This window comes from Actinomadura fibrosa, assembly GCF_900659615.1.
Classification (GTDB): domain Bacteria; phylum Actinomycetota; class Actinomycetes; order Streptosporangiales; family Streptosporangiaceae; genus Spirillospora; species Spirillospora fibrosa.
In genome coordinates this window covers 113,713-132,321 of record NZ_CAACUY010000001.1, presented here as the reverse complement: position 1 = coordinate 132,321, position 18,609 = coordinate 113,713, and the positions used below count along the sequence as shown (strand labels likewise).

The 18,609-nt window shown below is 71.3% G+C and carries 21 protein-coding genes; 9 read left to right on the top strand and 12 right to left on the bottom strand.

Going from position 1 to position 18,609, the window contains the following annotated elements:
* Positions 1–45 precede the first annotated feature (45 nt).
* The gene (clpB, locus tag E1300_RS00580; RefSeq protein ID WP_131754844.1) at positions 46–2,643 is read left to right on the top strand and encodes an ATP-dependent chaperone ClpB; all 2,598 of its coding nucleotides are present in this window, start codon (positions 46–48) and stop codon (positions 2,641–2,643) included.
* 45 nt (positions 2,644–2,688) lie between these two features.
* Here clpB and E1300_RS00575 read toward each other — a convergent pair whose 3' ends face one another.
* From E1300_RS00575 to E1300_RS00545, 8 genes are all read right to left on the bottom strand, one after another.
* On the bottom strand, positions 2,689–3,060 hold the full coding sequence (locus E1300_RS00575; RefSeq protein ID WP_131754843.1) for a hypothetical protein: 372 nt from the start codon (positions 3,058–3,060) through the stop codon (positions 2,689–2,691).
* Positions 3,061–3,082: 22 nt separating this feature from the next.
* Entirely contained in the window at positions 3,083–3,523 is a 441-nt protein-coding gene (locus E1300_RS52060; protein ID WP_242618862.1) for a roadblock/LC7 domain-containing protein, read from the bottom strand.
* A gap of 47 nt (positions 3,524–3,570) precedes the next feature.
* The gene (locus tag E1300_RS52055) at positions 3,571–4,248 is read right to left on the bottom strand and encodes a hypothetical protein (protein ID WP_242618861.1); all 678 of its coding nucleotides are present in this window, start codon (positions 4,246–4,248) and stop codon (positions 3,571–3,573) included.
* A gap of 25 nt (positions 4,249–4,273) precedes the next feature.
* Positions 4,274–4,654 (bottom strand): hypothetical protein, encoded by a 381-nt coding sequence (locus E1300_RS49725; RefSeq protein ID WP_165502613.1) that lies wholly within the window; start codon positions 4,652–4,654, stop codon positions 4,274–4,276.
* A 239-nt stretch (positions 4,655–4,893) separates the two neighbouring features.
* The gene (locus E1300_RS00560; protein WP_131754842.1) at positions 4,894–6,021 is read right to left on the bottom strand and encodes an epoxide hydrolase family protein; all 1,128 of its coding nucleotides are present in this window, start codon (positions 6,019–6,021) and stop codon (positions 4,894–4,896) included.
* A 93-nt stretch (positions 6,022–6,114) separates the two neighbouring features.
* Positions 6,115–6,309, bottom strand: coding sequence for a DUF397 domain-containing protein (locus E1300_RS00555; protein ID WP_131754841.1), 195 nt, complete (start codon positions 6,307–6,309; stop codon positions 6,115–6,117).
* Between the two features lie 144 nt (positions 6,310–6,453).
* Complete coding sequence (locus E1300_RS00550; RefSeq protein ID WP_131754840.1) at positions 6,454–6,657, bottom strand: hypothetical protein; 204 nt, start codon at positions 6,655–6,657, stop codon at positions 6,454–6,456.
* Positions 6,654–7,100: an ATP-binding protein gene (locus tag E1300_RS00545; protein WP_165502612.1), complete on the bottom strand. Its 447-nt coding sequence runs from the start codon at positions 7,098–7,100 to the stop codon at positions 6,654–6,656. Before E1300_RS00545 ends, E1300_RS00550 begins: the two co-directional genes overlap by 4 nt.
* A 166-nt stretch (positions 7,101–7,266) precedes the next feature.
* On the opposite strand from E1300_RS00545, the gene E1300_RS00540 reads away from it, so the two are divergent.
* Both E1300_RS00540 and E1300_RS00535 read left to right on the top strand, forming a co-directional pair.
* Positions 7,267–8,046, top strand: a complete 780-nt coding sequence (locus E1300_RS00540; RefSeq protein WP_131754838.1) for a helix-turn-helix domain-containing protein — start codon at positions 7,267–7,269, stop codon at positions 8,044–8,046.
* Complete coding sequence (locus E1300_RS00535; protein WP_131754837.1) at positions 8,037–8,216, top strand: DUF397 domain-containing protein; 180 nt, start codon at positions 8,037–8,039, stop codon at positions 8,214–8,216. The genes E1300_RS00540 and E1300_RS00535 overlap by 10 nt, the downstream gene beginning before the upstream one ends.
* 289 nt (positions 8,217–8,505) lie before the next feature.
* Here E1300_RS00535 and E1300_RS00525 read toward each other — a convergent pair whose 3' ends face one another.
* The gene (locus E1300_RS00525) at positions 8,506–9,195 is read right to left on the bottom strand and encodes an SMI1/KNR4 family protein (protein WP_131754836.1); all 690 of its coding nucleotides are present in this window, start codon (positions 9,193–9,195) and stop codon (positions 8,506–8,508) included.
* A 95-nt stretch (positions 9,196–9,290) separates the two neighbouring features.
* On the opposite strand from E1300_RS00525, the gene E1300_RS00520 reads away from it, so the two are divergent.
* The 4 genes from E1300_RS00520 (at position 9,291) to E1300_RS00505 (ending at position 14,702) form a co-directional block, all read left to right on the top strand.
* Positions 9,291–10,283 (top strand): NAD-dependent epimerase/dehydratase family protein, encoded by a 993-nt coding sequence (locus E1300_RS00520; RefSeq protein ID WP_131754835.1) that lies wholly within the window; start codon positions 9,291–9,293, stop codon positions 10,281–10,283.
* A gap of 99 nt (positions 10,284–10,382) precedes the next feature.
* Positions 10,383–12,011: an alkaline phosphatase D family protein gene (locus E1300_RS00515; protein WP_131754834.1), complete on the top strand. Its 1,629-nt coding sequence runs from the start codon at positions 10,383–10,385 to the stop codon at positions 12,009–12,011.
* Between the two features lie 470 nt (positions 12,012–12,481).
* A complete protein-coding gene (locus E1300_RS00510) occupies positions 12,482–13,963 on the top strand; it encodes an NYN domain-containing protein (RefSeq protein WP_131754833.1) in 1,482 nt (493 codons plus the stop codon).
* Positions 13,964–14,054: 91 nt separating this feature from the next.
* A complete protein-coding gene (locus E1300_RS00505; protein WP_242618860.1) occupies positions 14,055–14,702 on the top strand; it encodes a tetratricopeptide repeat protein in 648 nt (215 codons plus the stop codon).
* A gap of 61 nt (positions 14,703–14,763) precedes the next feature.
* Here the strand turns inward: E1300_RS00505 and E1300_RS00500 are convergent, their stop codons facing one another.
* Positions 14,764–15,333: a lipase family protein gene (locus E1300_RS00500; protein ID WP_131754832.1), complete on the bottom strand. Its 570-nt coding sequence runs from the start codon at positions 15,331–15,333 to the stop codon at positions 14,764–14,766.
* A gap of 124 nt (positions 15,334–15,457) precedes the next feature.
* Between E1300_RS00500 and pyrE the strand changes: the two genes are divergently transcribed.
* On the top strand, positions 15,458–15,994 hold the full coding sequence (gene pyrE / locus E1300_RS00495) for an orotate phosphoribosyltransferase (protein ID WP_131754831.1): 537 nt from the start codon (positions 15,458–15,460) through the stop codon (positions 15,992–15,994).
* A 15-nt stretch (positions 15,995–16,009) separates the two neighbouring features.
* Here the strand turns inward: pyrE and E1300_RS00490 are convergent, their stop codons facing one another.
* Both E1300_RS00490 and E1300_RS00485 read right to left on the bottom strand, forming a co-directional pair.
* Complete coding sequence (locus tag E1300_RS00490; RefSeq protein ID WP_242618859.1) at positions 16,010–16,369, bottom strand: hypothetical protein; 360 nt, start codon at positions 16,367–16,369, stop codon at positions 16,010–16,012.
* Between the two features lie 105 nt (positions 16,370–16,474).
* On the bottom strand, positions 16,475–17,239 hold the full coding sequence (locus tag E1300_RS00485) for a DedA family protein (protein ID WP_131754829.1): 765 nt from the start codon (positions 17,237–17,239) through the stop codon (positions 16,475–16,477).
* A 338-nt stretch (positions 17,240–17,577) separates the two neighbouring features.
* Between E1300_RS00485 and fbaA the strand changes: the two genes are divergently transcribed.
* Entirely contained in the window at positions 17,578–18,600 is a 1,023-nt protein-coding gene (fbaA, locus tag E1300_RS00480) for a class II fructose-bisphosphate aldolase (RefSeq protein ID WP_131754828.1), read from the top strand.
* Positions 18,601–18,609: the final 9 nt, after the last annotated feature.

The following is an 18,609-nucleotide window of genomic DNA, read 5'->3' as shown; positions in this document are numbered from 1 at the left end:
GCGGGGCCTGCCCCCGGGCGGGTCGAGCATGGGGACGGGAACAACATGGACTTCAAGCTGACGCAGAAGAGTCAGGAGGCGGTGTCGATCGCCGTCCGCAGGGCGGCGGCCGAGGGGCATCCCGAGGTCGACCCGCAGCACCTGCTGGTCGCGCTGATCGGCCTTCCGGAGGGCACGGCGGTGCCGCTGCTGGAGGCCGTCGGGGCGGACTGGCAGGCGATCCGGCGGCGCGCCGAGGAGGCGCTCGCGGCGATGCCGAAGGCGGCGGGCTCGACGGTCGCGACGCCGCGGCTGTCCGGGCAGCTCCAGCGGGCCGTCAACACCGCGGGCAACCGGGCCCGGCAGCTGGAGGACGAGTACGTCTCGACCGAGCACCTGCTGGTGGGCCTGGCGGCGGACGGCGGTCCCGCGGCGGGGCTGCTGAAGGAGTTCGGCGCGACGCCGCAGGCGCTGCTGGACGCGTTCGAGAAGGTGCGCGGGCACGCCCGCGTCACCAGCGAGAACCCGGAGGGCACCTACCAGTCGCTGGAGAAGTACGGCGTCGACCTGACGTCGGCGGCGCGCGACGGGCGGCTCGACCCGGTCATCGGGCGCGACACCGAGATCCGCCGCGTCGTGCAGGTGCTGTCGCGGCGCACCAAGAACAACCCGGTGCTGATCGGCGAGCCCGGCGTCGGCAAGACCGCCGTCGTCGAGGGCCTCGCGCAGCGCATCGTCGCGGGCGACGTGCCCGAGTCGCTGCGCGGCAAGCGGCTCGTCTCGCTGGACCTCGGCGCGATGGTCGCGGGCGCGAAGTACCGCGGCGAGTTCGAGGAGCGGCTGAAGGCCGTCCTGAACGAGATCAAGGAGTCGAACGGGCAGATCGTCACGTTCATCGACGAGCTGCACACCGTCGTCGGGGCGGGCGCGGCCGAGGGCGCGATGGACGCGGGCAACATGCTGAAGCCGATGCTGGCCCGCGGCGAGCTGCGCATGATCGGCGCGACGACGCTGGACGAGTACCGCGAGCGCATCGAGAAGGACCCGGCGCTGGAGCGCCGCTTCCAGCAGGTGTTCGTCGGCGAGCCGTCCGTGGAGGACAGCATCGCGATCCTGCGCGGGCTGAAGGGCCGGTACGAGGCGCACCACAAGGTGCAGATCAACGACTCGGCGCTGGTCGCGGCGGCGACGCTGTCGGACCGCTACATCACCTCCCGGTTCCTGCCGGACAAGGCCATCGACCTCGTGGACGAGGCCGCGTCCCGGCTCCGGATGGAGATCGACTCGCGGCCGGTGGAGATCGACGAGCTCCAGCGCGCGGTGGACCGGCTCAAGATGGAGGAGCTGAACCTCGCGAACGAGTCGGACGAGCCGTCCAAGCAGCGGCTGGAGCGGCTGCGCGCCGACCTCGCCGACAAGCAGGAGCAGCTGAACGCGCTGATCGGGCGCTGGGAGCAGGAGAAGGCCGGGCTGAACCGGGTCGGTGAGATCAAGGAGCGGATCGACCAGCTCCGCGGCGAGGCCGAGCGGGCGCAGCGCGACGGCGACCTGGAGACCTCCGCCCGGCTGACCTACGGCGAGATCCCCGAGCTGGAGAAGCAGCTCAGCGAGGCGTCGGAGGCGGCCGAGACCCGCGACGCGATGGTCAAGGAGGAGGTCGGCCCGGACGACGTCGCCGACGTGGTCGCGTCCTGGACGGGCATCCCCGCGGGGCGGCTCCTCGAAGGCGAGACGGCGAAGCTGCTGCGGATGGAGGACGAGCTCGGCAAGCGGCTCATCGGCCAGCGGTCCGCGGTGCGGACGGTGTCGGACGCGGTCCGCCGGGCCCGCGCGGGCATCTCCGATCCGGACCGTCCGACCGGCTCGTTCCTGTTCCTCGGCCCGACCGGCGTCGGCAAGACGGAGCTGGCGAAGGCGCTCGCGGAGTTCCTGTTCGACGACGAGCGGGCGATGACCCGCATCGACATGAGCGAGTACGGCGAGAAGCACAGCGTCGCGCGGCTCGTCGGCGCCCCGCCCGGGTACGTCGGCTACGAGGAGGGCGGCCAGCTCACCGAGGCCGTCCGGCGCCGCCCCTACTCGGTGGTGCTGCTGGACGAGGTGGAGAAGGCCCACCCGGAGGTGTTCGACGTCCTGCTCCAGGTCCTCGACGACGGCCGGCTGACCGACGGGCAGGGGCGGACGGTCGACTTCCGCAACACGATCCTGATCCTGACGTCCAACATCGGCTCGCAGTTCCTCGTCGACCCGACGCTGGAGAACGGCGCGAAGCGGGACGCGGTGTGGAACGCGGTGCGCGCCTCGTTCAAGCCGGAGTTCCTCAACCGGCTGGACGACGTCATCCTGTTCGACGCTCTGTCGACCGACGAGCTGACCCGCATCGTCGACCTCCAGGTCGACGCGCTCGCCCGGCGGCTCGCGAACCGGCAGCTCACGCTGACGGTGACCGACGCGGCCCGCGAGTGGCTGGCGCTGACCGGCTACGACCCGCTGTACGGCGCGCGGCCGCTGCGCCGGCTGGTACAGACGGCGATCGGCGACGAGCTCGCCCGCGAGCTGCTGTCCGGCGACGTCGTGGACGGGGACGAGGTGGTCGTCGACCTCGACGAGGCCACCGACCGGCTCACCGTCGGCCCGGCGGGGAAGCTGTCCCTGCGCAAGTGAACACCTGTGGCGCCGTCCCGCTCCCGGGACGGCGCCACACTGGCGTCAGACTTCGAGGGTCTCCTCGATGTCCTTCAGGCGGTGCCGGGCCAGCGCCAGGTTGGCGCGGCCGCGATCGAGCGCCATGTACAGGAACAGGCCCTTGCCCTTGCGACCGGTCACCGGCCGGATGATGTGGTACTGGGCGGACAGGCTGATCAGGATGTCCTCGATGTCCTCCTTGAGGCCGAGCTGCTCCATCGTGCGGAGCTTGGCGCGCACCACCTCGGTGTTGCCCGCGGCCGCGATCTGGAGGTCGAGGGTCTTCGAGCTGCCGAGCTGCCCGAGGGCCATGCCGCTGTTGTAGTCGACGACGGCGGCGCCGACGGACCCGTCGATGCCCATCATCTCCTTCAGCGCGAGTTCCAGGTTGGACATGCGTGCTCCCCTTCCGTTGTGATCACATGCGGCCGCCGCCGGACGGCGGGGCCGCGCGGGACGAGGCCGCCAGCAGGGCGGCGATGGCGCGGGCGGCGGGCCGGGACTCCAGGTGCAGGCGCCCGACGTTGACACCGGCCCCCGCGATGACGGTCAGCGAGGCCGCGGGTCCGGCCGAGTAGGTGACCACGTAGCCGTCGACTCCGCGGATCACCACCTCGTAGAAGGCGCCGCCGTGCGCGGTCTGCGCGATCCGGTGCGCGAGCGACAGCCCGGACGCGGTCACGGCCGCCATCCCGGACGGCTCGACCGCCGGCGGCAGGTCGTGCGCGACGAGCAGGCCGTCCGCCGAGGCCACCAGGCTCCCGGCGAGCTGCGGGATCCGCGCCCGCAGCCTCCTGAGCTGGTCCGTCACCGCCGGCTCGGGTACCAGTGCCGTTCCCGGCCCGGGCGTGTCCGCCACCTTCGTCAGCCTTTCGATCAGTGTCCCGATCCGTCGTCTGCGCACGGTCACGCCAGCTCGGCGAGAGCGGCGCGGAGCCGTGCGAGCAGGTCGTGGTCGGCGGGCGCCCACCCGGCGGGGAGGGCGGACGCGCCGTCCGGCATGGCGGGGGTGTCGTGCGGTGCGGCGGGAGCACCGTCCAGCGGGGGCGCCTGCACGAGAGCGGCGGCGGCGAGTCCGCGGACGGCGAGGAGGCAGGCGAAGGCCGTCCGCCCGAGCCGCCGGGCCAGCTCCGCGGGCGCGGCGTCGCCGTCGGCGTTGAGCAGGATCTCGGCCTGGAGCCCGGTGAGGATGACGCGCTGCCGCCGGACGCGCCGCACCGGGACCACGGGCGCCACGTCCACGTCCGCGGACGGCCAGGCTGAGGCGAGCAGGGCGCGGCGACGTCGGCACTCGTGCACGAGCGTCGCCGCGGTGACGCGACAAGGGGCGTCCGGGACGGGCCCGTCGATGAACTGCGGCTCCACCTCCGAGCCGAGCACGAAGTACGCCGCGTCGAACAGCGCCAGCAGCTCCGGATCGGGCCCGCCGAGCAGATCCTCGGGCCCGGGCGCGTGGCGGCTCTCCGCGCGGACGACCGCCCCGCCGTCCAGGTACAGGGCGCCGTCGTCCCCGGCCCGCAGGACGCCGGTGCGGCGCTCGCGCTCCAGCGTCCCGAGCACCGCCACGACCCCGCCATCGGTCATATCCGGACATAGTGAATCGACCATGTCAGCCGTCCACCATTTCCTGGACGAGCCTGCTCATCCGCAGCCGGGCGAGCGCCAGGTTGCCCTTCTCCCGGTCGAGCAGCAAATGGACGAAGAGATGGCCGTCGAGATCCGCTCCGGTGATCGACAAAAGGTGGTAGCCGCCCGTCCCGCACACGATGATCTCCTCGACGTCGTCGCCCGCCGGGGTCGCGCTGAGCGCGGGCGTGGCGAGGACCGCCCGCACCACGTCCGTCGCGCCCGCGGCGTCCTCGTGCTGGTCGACGAGGTCCTCGCGGCCCGCCGCGGCGACCGCGAGCCCGCTCGCGCAGTCGACCAGCGTCACGCGCTGCGCCCCGGGGATCGCCATCATCCGCGCGAGGCAGCTCTCAATACCCGCCAAATTACTCATTCCCCCACGAATGAGAGTTGCAGAAACTCGACCTTACTCACGACTCAGACGTCCGCACCGCCGAATGCCGCAAGCACAGCAAAGGACATAAATACCCATGGGTATTTGATGTCGCTGTTTTCTGCCCCTTGGCCGGTCAAACCCCATCGACCACATCCGCGCACGATCGGCCGCACTCGGGGCACCCCCGATTCCGGTACGCCCGTAACCCGGTGACGCGTGCGCCGGATCTAGCGGAGGCGGCGGAAGAAGGCCCGGATGTCGTCCACGAGCAGGTCGGGCGCCTCCGCGGCGGCGAAGTGGCCGCCGCGCGAGAACTCCGACCAGTGCACGAGGTTGTGCCGCCGCTCCTCAAGAGCGCGGATCGCGGGATCGCTCGGGAACACCGCGATCCCGGTGGGCACCCCGCCGGGACCCGGCGGCGGCACCGGCGCGGCGCGCACCTCGTAGTACAGCTGCGCCGAGGACGCGGCCGTCCCCGTCAGCCAGTACAAGGTCACGTTGGTCAGCAGCCGGTCACGCCCCACCGCGTCCTCGGGAAGGGCCTTGGCGGGATCGGTCCACTCCCAGAACTTCTCCGCGATCCACGCCAACTGCCCGGCCGGCGAGTCGTTCAGCCCGTAGGCCACGGTCATCGGACGGGTGCTCTGCAGATCGGCGTAGCCCGTCCCCGTCTCCCGCAACCGCTCGGCCGCCGCGAGCCGCACCTTCTCGTCCGGCGTGAGCTCCACGCCCTCGACGCCCTCCGGAAACGCCAGCCCGCCGTTCACATGCACGCCGATCACGTTCTCCGGCGCGATGCGTCCCAGCTCAGGCGAAACGATCGAACCCGTGTCCCCGCCCTGCGCCCCGTAACGGCGGTACCCCAGCCGCTCCATGAGGACCGCCCACGCCCTCGCGATGCGCCCGTGGTTCCAGCCCGTCCCGGCCAGCGGCATCGAGTACCCGAACCCGGGCACCGACGGAACCACCACATGGAACGCGTCGGCGGGATCGCCCCCGTGCGCGCGAGGATCCGCCAGCGGCCCGATGACGTCCTCATACTCCGCGAACGAACTCGGCCAGCCATGCGTGAGGATCAGCGGGACCGCGTCCGGCTCCGGCGACCGCACGTGCACGAAGTGCACACGCTGCCCGTCGATCTCCGTCACGAACTGCGGGAACCGGTTGAGCCGCGCCTCCGCTGCCCGCCAGTCGTAGGACCGCAGCCAGTACTCCGCCAGCTCCCGCAGATACCCGACCGGCACCCCGCGTTCCCAGCCCGCGTCCGGAACCCCGTCCGGCCACCGCGTCCGCCGCAACCGCTCCCGCAGATCGTCCAACGCCCGCTCGGAAACACCGATGGCAAAGCCCCGCATACCGCCACGCTAATACCCTCGCCCCCCGAGCAAAACCCCCACGCGGCAACCCCATCACTCAGCCGCGGACGGCCACCTCCCGCCGGGAGACCCCTACTGCACGTCCAGGCAGCCCGCCTTGATCAGCCCGAAAAGCCCCGCGAGACCCGCCGCCCCAATCACCACATGCCCCGCCCCAGGCGCCTTGCTGTCACGCACCCCGACACCACCAGCCAACCGCGCCACCTCCACGCAGTCGCTCTGCGAGGTACCTCCGCTGTAACTGGACTTGCGCCACCGAACGCTCATGCCACCGACTCCTGTATCCGGCGAATGAGGTTTCACAATCACGCCACGGCAGCGCGCCGACAGACGCGCTACCTCTGGGATCTGACGTGACAGGCCCTTACCCCCGGCGGGCCATGTGGACGCACCAAGCGGCTCAACCCTCGCTCAGGAGGCTTCTTCCAGCAGTTCCACGGCGCGTCGCGCGGCCTCGGGGTCGGCGGCGTGAAGCATCGCGAGCAGGCCGTCGACGTCGGACGCCGAGAGCACCATGCGGCCGATGGCCCTCCACACGCCCGCGCCGTCCAACGTGATCGACCAGTGGGGGAAGAGCGCGCGCACGATCATCAGCGTGATGGCGTCGCCGTTCAAGGGGTGGGGAGCTTCGCCCAGACGGCCTTGCCGCCGTTGAGGGGCCGGACGCCCCAGCGGCCGCTGACGATCTCGGCGAGCATGTGGAGGCCCCGCCCGGACGTCGCGGCGCAGTTCTGGGGACGGACCACCGGGTGGTTCTCCCCCGCGTCCCACACCTCCACGCAGGGCTGCCCTTCGTCGAGGGACAGCCGTACGACGATCGGGCCGGCGCCGTGCCTGTAGGCGTTGGTGACGAGCTCGCACACCACCAAGCGGCCGATGTAGTCGTCCACGATGCCCCACTCGCGGAACCGGGCGGCAAGGAATCGGCGTGCGAGGCGGGGCGCCTGGTCGGTGCAGCCGAGCACGAGCATGGGAACGTCACCGGCGGCGAGCGCCATCGGCGAGGCGGCGTTGGACGGGTCAGGGGTGCGCTGTTCGCCCCTGTGCAGATCCGGCATGGCGGAACACCTTCGTTGTGGCTTCGTGGTTAGTGCCAAGGGTTCTCCGCCGCAACGTATTGTGACGCGAAGAGCACATGGAGTGAGATAAGCCTGAGGTGCGGCGCAGCGGACCGGTTCGCTCGGGTTGAGCGGAGGTTGAGCGGCGCCGCCGAAGGGACACCGGATGAGCAAGATCGAGCCGACCCCCGGCACCCTGCGGTTCGGTGCCATCATGGCGGACGCCCTGGAGGTGACGCGCCTGACCAACGCGCAGCTCGCGGCCAAGATCCCTATCAGCGCGACCTACATCGGGCAGATCCTCAGAGGCACCACCCGGTGCACGCGTGACCGCGCCGAGCGCATCGACGTGATCCTCGGCGCCGACGGCGGGATCGTCGAGGCGTGGGAGCGGTACGTGAAGGACAGCGACCGGCCCCGTCCGTTCGTGGACTACGCGGATCGCGAGGCGGAAGCCGTCCTCATCCAGTCGTTCGAGAACACCTACGTGACCGGGCTGGTCCAGACCAAGGAGTATGCGGCTCGACTCAGCACCGAAGAGGAATTGCGCGACCGGCTGGCGCGGCAGGAGATCTTCGATAGGGAGAATGTCCCGGACCTGCGCATCGTCCTCGACGAGAGCGTCCTGCATCGCATGGTCGGTGACCCCGGAATCATGCGGCAGCAGCTCGAACACCTGCTGATGGTGAGCGAGGGGACGGTCGTCACGGTCCAGGTGGCGACGTACCGCGCGGAAACGCGGGCGGAGAGCTCGTTCGTCATGGCGACCTTGCCGGACATGACCATGATCGCTTTTCTGGACACCCTCCTGGGAGGCGAGACGGTGCACGCCCCCAAATTGCTCGCCCGCCTGCATCGAACGTTTACTAGGCTTCAAGCGCAAGCGCTCAATGCCGAGGAGAGCCGGGCGTTCCTGAGGAAGGTGATCAAGGAAAGATGGAGCTGATCAAGCCCGCGTGGCGGAAATCCAAGTACTCGGGAGCTGGCAACAACTGCGTGGAAGCGGCGCGTCTCGACGAAGGAGTCGGACTGCGCGATTCCAAGCACCCAGAGGGTGGACACCTCACTCTGGCCCCTGAGGGCTTCCGGGCCCTGCTGGACCGCTTGAAGAGCTGACGACTCGCAACGCGGGCCCCTCCGCAAGGAGGGGCCCGTCTGCTTTGTCCAGCCCCTACCTGTGGACGCGGGGGCGGGTTAGTGGGAGGCGGGGGGAACGCGGACGGACGGTCTGTTGGACACGGGGGCGGGTGGTCGCCGGGTGCACGGTGGGGGCGGCGCAGTTCCCGGTGGTGCGGATCGACCAGGTCATGGCGCGGTCGGCGACTGTTGGGCGTATTCGCACGCTGCCTGCGACCGGTAGCGACCATCTGCCCGTCACCGCCCGGGTCGCGGTGGACTCGTGAGGTCAGCCTTCCAGCCAGTCGCCGGGGAAGGTCTCGCGCAGGGTGTCGAGGGTTTGCTCGTCGCGGGCGCGGACGGAGAGCCAGGACCCTCCGCTGGTTGAGAGGAGCAGGCCGGGGGCCGCGTAGAACCTCTGGCCGTCTTCGCCCTCCGGGTAGGCGGGGAAGGGGAGGCGCGTGAAGCGGCGTGAGAGCTCTTCTTGCTCTCCCTCTTCGAGGTCCCGGTAGTCGCAAAGGTCGTTCTGGGCTTGGAGCACCTCTGACAGGACGATTTCCACGGCCGCGATGGAAAAGCGGTCCAGCCAGGGCTGCCAGGGATCCGAGTCCATGGAGAAGTGCACGGCCGGGTCGGGGTCGCCCAGGTCGGCGAGGAGCATGCCCCAGGCTGTGACGCCCTGGTTCTCGTCCCGGAAGACGAGGGCCTTGTCCTCCAGGTAGAACTCGTCCGGTCTCAGGAGCCAGTTGTGGTTGCTGTGGAGGTCCGTGCGGGTGCCGAAGAGGAGGTATGCCTCGCGGAGGGCGGTGGGCAGGCGGACGTCCAGGCGGTGTTCGGCCGCTGCCAGCTCGGATTCGGGTGTCCCGTCCGAGGCTGTGAGGGGGAAGCCCCAGCTCTCGGCGAAACCGCAGATGAAGGTCCATGCGCCGGAGCGGTCCTGGAGGGCCGCGGGGAGGTCCCGGACGATGTCGAAGGTCACGCGGCGACGGTATCGGCGGGTGGTGACAGCCAGGCGGATTCCGCCGAGAGCGTGCGTACCTTCCGTACAGAACGTACAGAAGGCAGAGTGCTCTCATGAGGATTCTGATGCTGGGCGGGACGGAGTTCGTGGGCAGGGCCATCACCGAGGACGCCACAAAGCGGGGATGGGACGTGACGGTCTTCCATCGGGGACGCCACGAGCCTCCGCAGGGCGTGAGTTCGCTGCACGGGGACCGCACTGCCGTGGACGGGCTCAAGGCCATCGAGGAGGGGGAATGGGACGCGGTCGTGGACACGTGGTCCGCTGCGCCGTCCGTCGTCCGCGATGCGGCGGAGACGTTGGCCGGACGGGTCGGCCGGTACGTCTACATCTCCAGTCGGTCCGTCTATGCGTATCCCGCCCCTGCCGGGCTGGACGAGAACGGTGCCGTGGTGGAGGCCTCCCCCGACGACGGTGAGGTCGGCTACGCGGAAGACAAGCGGGGCGGGGAACTGGCCGCGATCGGGGCTTTCGGTGACCGGGCCCTGCTGGTGCGGGCGGGGCTGGTCATCGGCCCGTACGAGAACATCGGACGGCTGCCCTGGTGGCTGACGCGGATCGCCAGGGGAGGTCGTGTCCTGGCTCCGGGTCCGCGAGACCTGGGGTTGCAGTACATCGACGTCCGCGATCTGGCTGCCTGGACTCTGGACGCCGTAGAGCAGGGTCTCGGCGGGCCGTACAACCTGGTGAGCCCGCCCGGTCACACGACGATGGACGAGCTGCTCGGAGCGTGCGTCCAGGTGACGGGGTCGGACGCGGAGCTGGTGTGGGTCGAGCCCGAGGCCGTCTTGGCCGCCGGTGTCGAACCGTGGATAGAGCTACCGATCTGGCTTCCGCCGGGGGAACTGTACGACTCGACGCACGTGGCGAACGTGTCCAAGGCGCTCGCCACGGGGCTCCGGTGCCGTCCAGCAGGGGAGACCGTGGCGGACACGTGGGCGTGGTTGCAATCCATCGGCGGACGGGCGCCGCAACGTCCCGATCGTCCGGTGGTCGGCCTGGATCCGGAGCGGGAAGAGGAGGTGCTGCGCGCGATCCGCACCTGAGTTTCCCTCGCGAGGGGGGTGATCGTGCGCGAGTGTTCACATCCGCGGATGGGCGCTTCGGTGGACGCGGGTGCTCTCCGTCCGCTAGAGAGACGGAGTATGACCGCTTTGGTACTCGGGCCCCAGCTCCGGCACGTCAGCGAGCACACCGCGACGATCTGGGTGGAGACCGCCCGGCCGTGCGAGGTGCGCGTGGTCAGCGCGGAGCACGGGGTGGACGCGGGCGCCCGCACGTTCACGGTGCACGGGCACCACTTCGCCCTCGTCGAGATCGATGGGCTCGACAAGGGCGCACGCGTCCCGTACGAGGTCCTCATCGACGGCGACCGGGTGTGGCCCGAGCAGGATTCGGAGTTCCCCGCGAGCCAGCTGAGGACGCTCGATCCGGCGGGCGGGCTGCGGATCTCGTTCGGGTCGTGCCGCCGCTCGCCGGGCACGGTCGAGGAGTTCGGGCACGACGCGCTCGCGGCGTTCGCCCACCGGCTCCGCGCGGGCGGCGAGGGCACCGCGTGGCCGGACGTGCTGCTCATGGTCGGCGACCAGGTGTACGCCGACGAGCTGAGCGACGAGATGCGCGCGTTCATCCGCGGGCGCCGCGACCCGGGCGAGCCGCCGGTGGACGAGGCGGCGGACTTCGAGGACTACACGCACCTGTACAAGCTGGCTTGGCACGACGACCCGGCGGTGCGGTGGCTTCTGTCCACCGTCCCCACCTTCACGATCTTCGACGACCACGACATCCGCGACGACTGGAACACCTCGTTCGCGTGGCGCCGGGAGATGTGGTCGCAGCCGTGGTGGCGGGCGCGCATCACCGGCGGCATCGGCTCGTACTGGATCTACCAGCAGCTCGGGAACATGTCGCCGGACGACCGGGCGGCCGATCCCGTCTACGCGGCGGTGCGGGCGGCGTCCGAGGGCGGCGGGGACGGCGGGAAGATCGTCGACGAGTTCGCCGAGCGGGCCGACAAGGAGCCGGCCTCCACGCGGTGGAGCTACGCGCACGACTGGGGCGGCACCCGTCTCGTCGTCGTCGACAGCCGCTGCTCCCGGCTGCTCACCGCCGACCGGCGGGGCATGCTCGACGACGAGGAGTTCCGCTGGCTGGACGAGCAGTGCCAGGGCGGCGTGGACCACCTGCTCATCGCCAGTTCCCTGCCGTTCCTGCTGCCGCGGGCGATCCACCACGCCGAGGCGTGGAACGAGGCGGTCGCCGGCGGCGCCTGGGGCAAGGCGGGCGCGCGGCTCGGCGAGAAGATCCGGCAGGCCGCGGACCTGGAGCACTGGGCGGCGTTCGAGCGGTCCTTCCGCGAGGTGGCGGAGGACGTGCTCGCCGTCGGCAGGGGCGATCGGGGTCCCGCTCCCGCCAGCATTTCCTTTCTCTCCGGCGACATTCACTACTCCTATCTCGCCAGGGTCGTCGCGCCCGACAGCCGCTCGGAGATCACCCAGATCGTCTGCTCGCCCCTGCGCAACCCGCTGATCGGGAAGTTCCGCATGGCGAACCGGATCGCCTACTCCCGCGCCGCCGGGGGCCCGTTCCGCGGGCTGGCGCGGCTCGCGCGGGTGCCGAAGCCGCCGCTGCGCTGGCGGATGACCGAGGGCCCCTGGTTCGACAACGCGATCGCCACCGTCGAGCTGACCGGCCGCGACTGCCGGGTGCGCTGGGAGACGCCGCGGGACGCGACCGCGCTCGCCGAGCTGGGCCGCGCGGCGATCACCCGCTGAGCCGCGACGCCACGGGACGCCACGCGCCGAGCCCGAACGCCACGCGACGAGCCGGAACACCACGCGCCGAGCGCAACGCCACGGGACGGCCCGCGACACGCCACGGGCCGCCATCTGCGGCGCAAGCCCCGGTCGCGGGACCCTAGGGGCGGAGCGCCCACCTGCCGCTTCCTGTAAAGATCATGGTGATAGCCGGGGACGGGCCGAAACGGCTGGTAGCGTCCGCCGCGGCTTTTGATTCGCTGTTACCGGGGAGTCGCGGACCGGCGGGACGTCATGAAAGAGTGGCGAATCGCCGTATTGGCCTACGGGGCTTACGGGCTTCACTACGCTATAAGCGCCCGGGGTCACTACGCCGGCCCACATCCCGAGCGCAGGAAGGGCAGGCCGCCGGACAATGGTCGTACTCGCCGGCTCGACCGAGGAGTGGGCACCTGGTGAGGCCCCGTGTTGAGGAAGGGCGGTGTCGCATGGATCGCTGCGCGCTGTTCGTAGACGCCGGCTACCTGCTGGCCGACGGCGCCATGGCGGTGCACGGCACCCGCCATCGCGAGACCGTCTCGTGGGACTTCGGCGGCCTCCTGCAGCTGCTGAGCAACCTGGCCCGCGAGCGCACCGGCATGCCGCTGCTGCGCTGCTACTGGTACGAGGCCACGGTCGAGGGCAGGCGCTCGCCCGAGCACGACGCGCTCGCCGACCTGCCCGGGCTCAAGCTGCGGCTCGGCCGCATCCGCCCGGGCCGCCGCGAGGGCGTCGACACCGAGATCCACCGCGACCTGATGACGCTCGCCCGCAACGGCGCGCTCGCCGACGCGGTCGTGGTCAGCGGCGACGAGGACCTCGCCCAGGTCGTCGCCGACGCCCAGGACCTCGGCGTCCGCGTCACGGTCGTGCACGTCGCCGTCGACGGCAACTGGACGATCTCGCGGGTGCTGCGGCAGGAGTGCGACGACCTCATCGAGGTCGGCTCCAGCCACCTCCGCCCCTACGTCAACCTGCTCTCCGGCATGGACAGCGGGGCCGGCGCGCCGTCCTACGGGACGAGCCCGCTGTCCAACGGGCACGGCAACGGCAGCGGCAGCTCGATCGGCCCGCTGCACTCGACCTCGCAGAACGGCCCCCCGCCCGCGTCGCCCATCGGCGGGCAGCCGGGGTCGTCCCTGCCGTCCATCCCGTCCGTGCGCGACCTGGGTCCGGCGATGACCGGGGGCCAGGGGTCGTCCTCAAGCCAGGGCATGCCCGGTCAGATGACCGGCTCTAGTTCGGGGATGCCGGGTCAGATGCCGGGCCAGGGCATGCCTGCGGGGATGTCCACCGGGCCTCTGCCGCTGCCGGGCAGCGCGGGCGGCCTCGGATCCTCGTTCGGGAACGGTGCCGCGCCGCCTTCGCCGTCGTTGCAGGCCGCTCCGACGCCGTCTCCGTCCTCGACGCAGGCGCCGGGGCCGCCCCAGCCGCCCGGCGGGACCGGGCCGCAGTACAACCCCGTCCCCGCTCCGGCGCCGCCGCCCCCGCCGCAGTCGATGCCGCAGTCCATGCCCCAGTCGATGCAGCAGTCGATGCAGGCCGGCCAGATGCCGTCCAGCCAGTCGCAGCCCATGCCGCTGCCGTCGAACCAGTCGCAGCCGATGCCGGTGCCGTCCGGCCAGCCGCACGGCCCCTACACCGGGCCGCAGCAGATCGCTCCCGTCCCCGCCCAGCAGACCACCCCGAGCCTGGCCGAAGCGGTGAAGGCCGCCCACCAGGAGGGCCAGGACTTCGGCGAGTCCGTCGCGCGGGACGCCCCCGCCCTCTGGCTGGAGGCCGTCCTCGCGCGCAAGCCGCGCATGCCGTCCGACCTGGAGGCGCGCCTGCTCCAGGGGTCCTCGCTCCCCATCGACTTCCTGCTCCACGACGAGGTGCGGCACGCTCTGCGCCGCGGATTCTGGGACGCGCTCGAACGTTCTCGCAGGTGAGCGGCCCCGCCGCGGCCGGTTACGCTCCGGTAATTCACGATCATCGTCGATTCGCCCGCTTCGGTCGGCGAGCGGCGGGTAGCGTTGAAGCGTGACGCATGTGACGGAAGACGATCTCGACGATCTGGAGTTCGACACCCTTCGCACCGGCGATCACATCTCGGCGGCCCGGCGGCTGTCCGAGCTGGCCGAGGCGGTGTCGGGCGGGGTGTCGCGCGCCAACGTGCTGCTGCGCGCGGGCGAGCAGTGGCAGCACGCCGGCGACCATGCCCGGGCGGCCGAGCTGTATCGCAAGGCCCTGGAGGACGGCGGCGAGGTCTACGGCGACCCGCGCGCCTATCTCGCCGACGCGCTCTTCGAGCTGGGCCGGGCCGACGAGGCGCGCGGCCTGGTGGAGCAGATCCGCGCCGACAAGCCGCGCGACCCCGAGGTCTACCGCGCCGTGGCCGAGGTCCTGTACGCGCAGGGCGACGCCTCGGGAGCCCACGAATGGGCCACCAGCGGCGCCGACGTCGTCCTCGCGCTGCGCGACCGGGCGGTCGGCACCGGCATGGGCGGCGGTCCCGAGGAGGGCCCGCCGGCCGGCGCGACCACGCTGACCCCCGGCCCGGACGACGCCGCCCTCGCCGAAGACAGCCTGGAGGCCCTCCTCCGGCTGCGCTACCGCGCCCGCGTCGACCTTGGCCGCGGCGAGGACGACTACGACGCGCTCCTCGACGACCTCCTCAAGAACGCCTGACCCGGCACCGATCCCGCCCGCTCGGCCTGCCGCCCGTCCCGGCGTGCGCGCTGCGGTGGTCCTAGAGGGTTGCCACGAGCTCGCTGAGCGCCTGGGCGACGGCCGCCGGGGGTTCGTGCTCCCGCACCTGCCAGCCCCGCAGGCGGGCTTCTCTGACCGTCTCATCGCGTTCCGGCGCGGACGCGCGGTCGGCGTGGGTGCGCAGGTAGCCGCAGGGCGCCTCCGGCCAGTCCGGCGGGACGGGCACCGCGTCGCGCGGAGCACCGTCATGGGCACCGCGGTCGTGGGCGCCGTGGCCGTGAGCACTGTGGTCGTGGACGCGGAGCGGGCGCGGCAGCTCGGCGTCGACGAAGACGTAGCCGCCCACGGGCCGGTGCGCGGCGCGCTGGGCGAGCGCGACGGCGGGCAGCAGCGGGCCCGCGGCGCCGTGCGCGACGAGGACCAGCGGGACGGCGGGCGCCGTCGCGCTGATGATCAGCGAGACGCGGGCGACGTAGCGCGCTCCGGCGCCGTCGGCGACGTCCGGGGCGATGACGTCCAGACCGTAGGAGCGGAGCATCTCGGGGAGGTCGCCCCAGGAGGCCGCCGTGGTGCCCGGAGCGTGCAGGAGGACGAGGGTCCCGGGCGTCATGTCAGGTGTCCACCCCCCTCGTCCGCGGGAATCGCGAAACGGCGGACGGCCGCGTCGCCTTCCGGAACCGTACCGGGACGGAGCGCCTGCACGGGCGGCGGACCGGGGTGAATAGGGTTTCCCCGTGAGCGATCGTGATGACCTGCTGAAGGCAATCAAGGAGAAGGCCGTCGTGCACGGGGACTTCGTGCTGTCCTCGGGGAGGCGCGCGTCCTGGTACGTGGACCTGCGCCGCGTCACCCTCGACGGGGCGGTGGCGCCGCTCGTCGGCCGGGTGATGCTGGACGAGACCGCGGACCTGGACTACGACGCCGTCGGCGGGCTCACGCTCGGCGCCGACCCGGTGGCCACCGCGATGCTGCACGCGGCCGCCGCGCGGGGACGGGCGCTGGACGCGTTCGTCGTCCGCAAGGCCGACAAGACGCACGGGCTCCAGCGCCGCATCGAGGGACCGGACGTGGCGGGACGCCGGGTGCTGGCCGTGGAGGACACCTCCACCACCGGCGGGTCGGTGCTCACCGCGGTGGAGGCGCTGCGGGACGCGGGGGCCGAGGTCGTCGCGGTCGCGACGATCCTGGAGCGCGGGGCGGCCGAGCGGATCGCGGCGGAGGGACTCGCCTACCGCCATCCGTTCGATGTCAGCGACCTCGGCCTGGGCTGAGGCCGCCGGCGGGCGTCACCGCTGCCTGTTCACGAACCACGTGGCGCGCCCGGCCGGTTTGGCCGGCTGCTCCTCGCCGTAGATCACGACCTGGAGCGAGGAGCCGTTGTAGGCGACGACCTGGAGCGGGCTCTCCTCGTACTTGCGCGTCTCGCCGGTGGCGAGGACGCCCTGCGTGAGGATCTCCCCGGAGGTCGAGACCTTGACGATCACGTTGGTGGCCGGTCCGGTGACGCGGAGGACCAGCGGGAGCGTGGCCGAGGACTGCGCGGACGAGCGGTCCGTGGACTTGGTGCCGCCACCGGTCGTCGAGGCGGCCGGGGACGGGCCCGGTTCCTCGCCGCCCCCGCCCGAGACCGCGTTGACCAGAGCCATGCCGCCGACCACGAGAAGCGTTAAGGCGGCCACCACGGCTACGGCCGCGATCAGTATGCGCGCGAGACCACGAGGGTCCGACCGATGACGTCCCACATGGGGAGGTTAGCGATAACTGTCACTGCTGAGCGACGGACGTGACTCTTCAGAGCCATTCTTATTCGTACCGTTGCGCTTGGGGCTCCGGTGGGCGCCGCGGTGGGCGCCTCCGCTTCCGCCCCGGCCCTTCCTCATCTCCAGGATGATGGGGATGACCGAGACGACGAGGATGACGGCGACACCGGGCAGGATGTAACGCTCGATGTCGGGCACCTCGCTGCCGAGGAAGTGGCCGAGCAGGAACAGGGCGTCGGTCCAGACGACGCCGCCGACGACGTTCCAGACGAAGAACTTGCGGCTGTCCATGCCGAGCATTCCGGCGAGCGGGTTCAGGAACGTCCGCACGATCGGGATGAACCGCGCCAGGACGACCGCGCGGGCCGGGCCGAACCGGTTGAAGTAGTACTCGGCCTTCTCCACCCATTCCTGCTTGAACACCTTGGAGTCGGGCCGGTCGAAAAGCTTTCGCCCGTACCGCGCGCCGATCCAGTGCCCGAGCTGGGCCCCGGCGATCGCCGCGACCGGGCCGCCGATGAGCAGCCAGGGCAGCGACAGCGACTGGAACTCCTGCCCGTTGACGGTCGAGACCGCCGTGAGGATCCCCGCCGTGAACAGCAGCGAGTCGCCCGGCAGGATGCAGCCGATCAGCAGTCCGGTCTCCGCGAAGATGATGGCGAGGACGCCGATCGTCGCGAACGTGCCGAACAGCTGCAGCCATGCGGTGGGGTGCAGCCACTCGGTGATGCTCAGGGGAAGGGTCGTGAGATCCACACTGCGAGCGTACCTGCACCGACGCTCCGAATAGTGGGGAAACGGGACCTGCCGCGCGTTTTCAGCGCCGCCGGCGCCGGGTCCGAGGCTGGCCAGTCGCGCGAAATCCGGGATACTGGTCGTGCATGCGCCCCTCCGGGGGCGGGCACCGGACGACGAGCCGGCTGCTATGGCGCCCCCTCCGTGGTGGGCGAGTACCGCAACGAGATACTGACCGTGGACGGCATGCCCTACCCGAACCGCGTGACCAGGGGTCCCTTCCCGGGTACGCGGACGCTCGGGTGCTACCGCCCGGCCGGATGCCCGGCGGCACCGCTGCGTATGAAAGGACGCTGACAATGCCCATCGCAACGCCCGAGGTCTACGCGGAGATGCTCGACCGTGCGAAGCAGGACGGCTTCGCCTTCCCCGCGATCAACGTGACGTCCAGCCAGACGCTGAACGCCGCGCTGCGCGGGTTCGCGGAGGCCGAGAGCGACGGGATCGTCCAGGTGTCCACCGGAGGCGCCGAGTACCTGTCCGGCGCGACGGTGAAGGACATGGTGACGGGCGCGACCGCGCTGGCCGAGTACGCCCACGTCGTGGCCGCCAAGTACCCGGTGAACATCGCCCTGCACACCGACCACTGCCCGAAGGACAAGCTGGACGGCTTCGTCCGGCCGCTGGTGAGGATCTCGCAGGAGCGGGTGGCGCGCGGCGAGGAGCCGCTGTTCCAGTCGCACATGTGGGACGGCTCGGCCGTGCCGCTGGACGAGAACCTCCAGATCGCCGTCGACCTCCTCGCGGAGTGCGCGAAGGCCCGGATCATCATGGAGCTGGAGATCGGCGTCGTCGGCGGCGAGGAGGACGGCGTCGCCAACGAGATCAACGAGAAGCTCTACACGACGCCGGGTGACGCCCTCGCCACCGCGGAGGCCCTCGGCGTGGGCGAGAAGGGCCGCTACATCCTCGCGGCGACGTTCGGGAACGTGCACGGCGTGTACAAGCCGGGCTCGGTGAAGCTGCGTCCCGAGGTGCTGAAGGAGATCCAGGAGGCGGTCGGCTCCAAGCACGGCAAGGAGAAGCCGTTCGACCTCGTGTTCCACGGCGGCTCCGGCTCGTCGCTGGAGGAGATCCGCGAGGCCGTGTCGTACGGGGTCGTGAAGATGAACATCGACACCGACACCCAGTACGCGTTCACCCGCCCGGTCGCCGAGCACATGTTCCGCAACTACGACGGCGTGCTGAAGGTCGACGGCGAGGTCGGCAACAAGAAGCAGTACGACCCGCGCTCGTGGGGCAAGGCCGCCGAGGCCGCGATGGCGGCGCGGATCGTCGAGGCCGCCGAGCACCTCCAGTCCGCCGGGAAGAAGCTCGGCTAGGAGCCGTCC

Bases quoted from the DNA above. Each gene is read 5' to 3' on its own strand.
- clpB (WP_131754844.1), top strand. From the start codon at position 46: ATGGACTTCAAGCTGACGCAGAAGAGTCAGGAGGCGGTGTCGATCGCC.
- E1300_RS00575 (WP_131754843.1), bottom strand. From the start codon at position 3,060: ATGTCCAACCTGGAACTCGCGCTGAAGGAGATGATGGGCATCGACGGG.
- E1300_RS52055 (WP_242618861.1), bottom strand. From the start codon at position 4,248: ATGACCGATGGCGGGGTCGTGGCGGTGCTCGGGACGCTGGAGCGCGAG.
- E1300_RS00560 (WP_131754842.1), bottom strand. From the start codon at position 6,021: ATGCGGGGCTTTGCCATCGGTGTTTCCGAGCGGGCGTTGGACGATCTG.
- E1300_RS00555 (WP_131754841.1), bottom strand. From the start codon at position 6,309: ATGAGCGTTCGGTGGCGCAAGTCCAGTTACAGCGGAGGTACCTCGCAG.
- E1300_RS00545 (WP_165502612.1), bottom strand. From the start codon at position 7,100: ATGCCGGATCTGCACAGGGGCGAACAGCGCACCCCTGACCCGTCCAAC.
- E1300_RS00540 (WP_131754838.1), top strand. From the start codon at position 7,267: ATGAGCAAGATCGAGCCGACCCCCGGCACCCTGCGGTTCGGTGCCATC.
- E1300_RS00535 (WP_131754837.1), top strand. From the start codon at position 8,037: ATGGAGCTGATCAAGCCCGCGTGGCGGAAATCCAAGTACTCGGGAGCT.
- E1300_RS00520 (WP_131754835.1), top strand. From the start codon at position 9,291: ATGAGGATTCTGATGCTGGGCGGGACGGAGTTCGTGGGCAGGGCCATC.
- E1300_RS00515 (WP_131754834.1), top strand. From the start codon at position 10,383: ATGACCGCTTTGGTACTCGGGCCCCAGCTCCGGCACGTCAGCGAGCAC.
- E1300_RS00510 (WP_131754833.1), top strand. From the start codon at position 12,482: ATGGATCGCTGCGCGCTGTTCGTAGACGCCGGCTACCTGCTGGCCGAC.
- E1300_RS00500 (WP_131754832.1), bottom strand. From the start codon at position 15,333: ATGACGCCCGGGACCCTCGTCCTCCTGCACGCTCCGGGCACCACGGCG.
- E1300_RS00490 (WP_242618859.1), bottom strand. From the start codon at position 16,369: ATGGCTCTGGTCAACGCGGTCTCGGGCGGGGGCGGCGAGGAACCGGGC.
- fbaA (WP_131754828.1), top strand. From the start codon at position 17,578: ATGCCCATCGCAACGCCCGAGGTCTACGCGGAGATGCTCGACCGTGCG.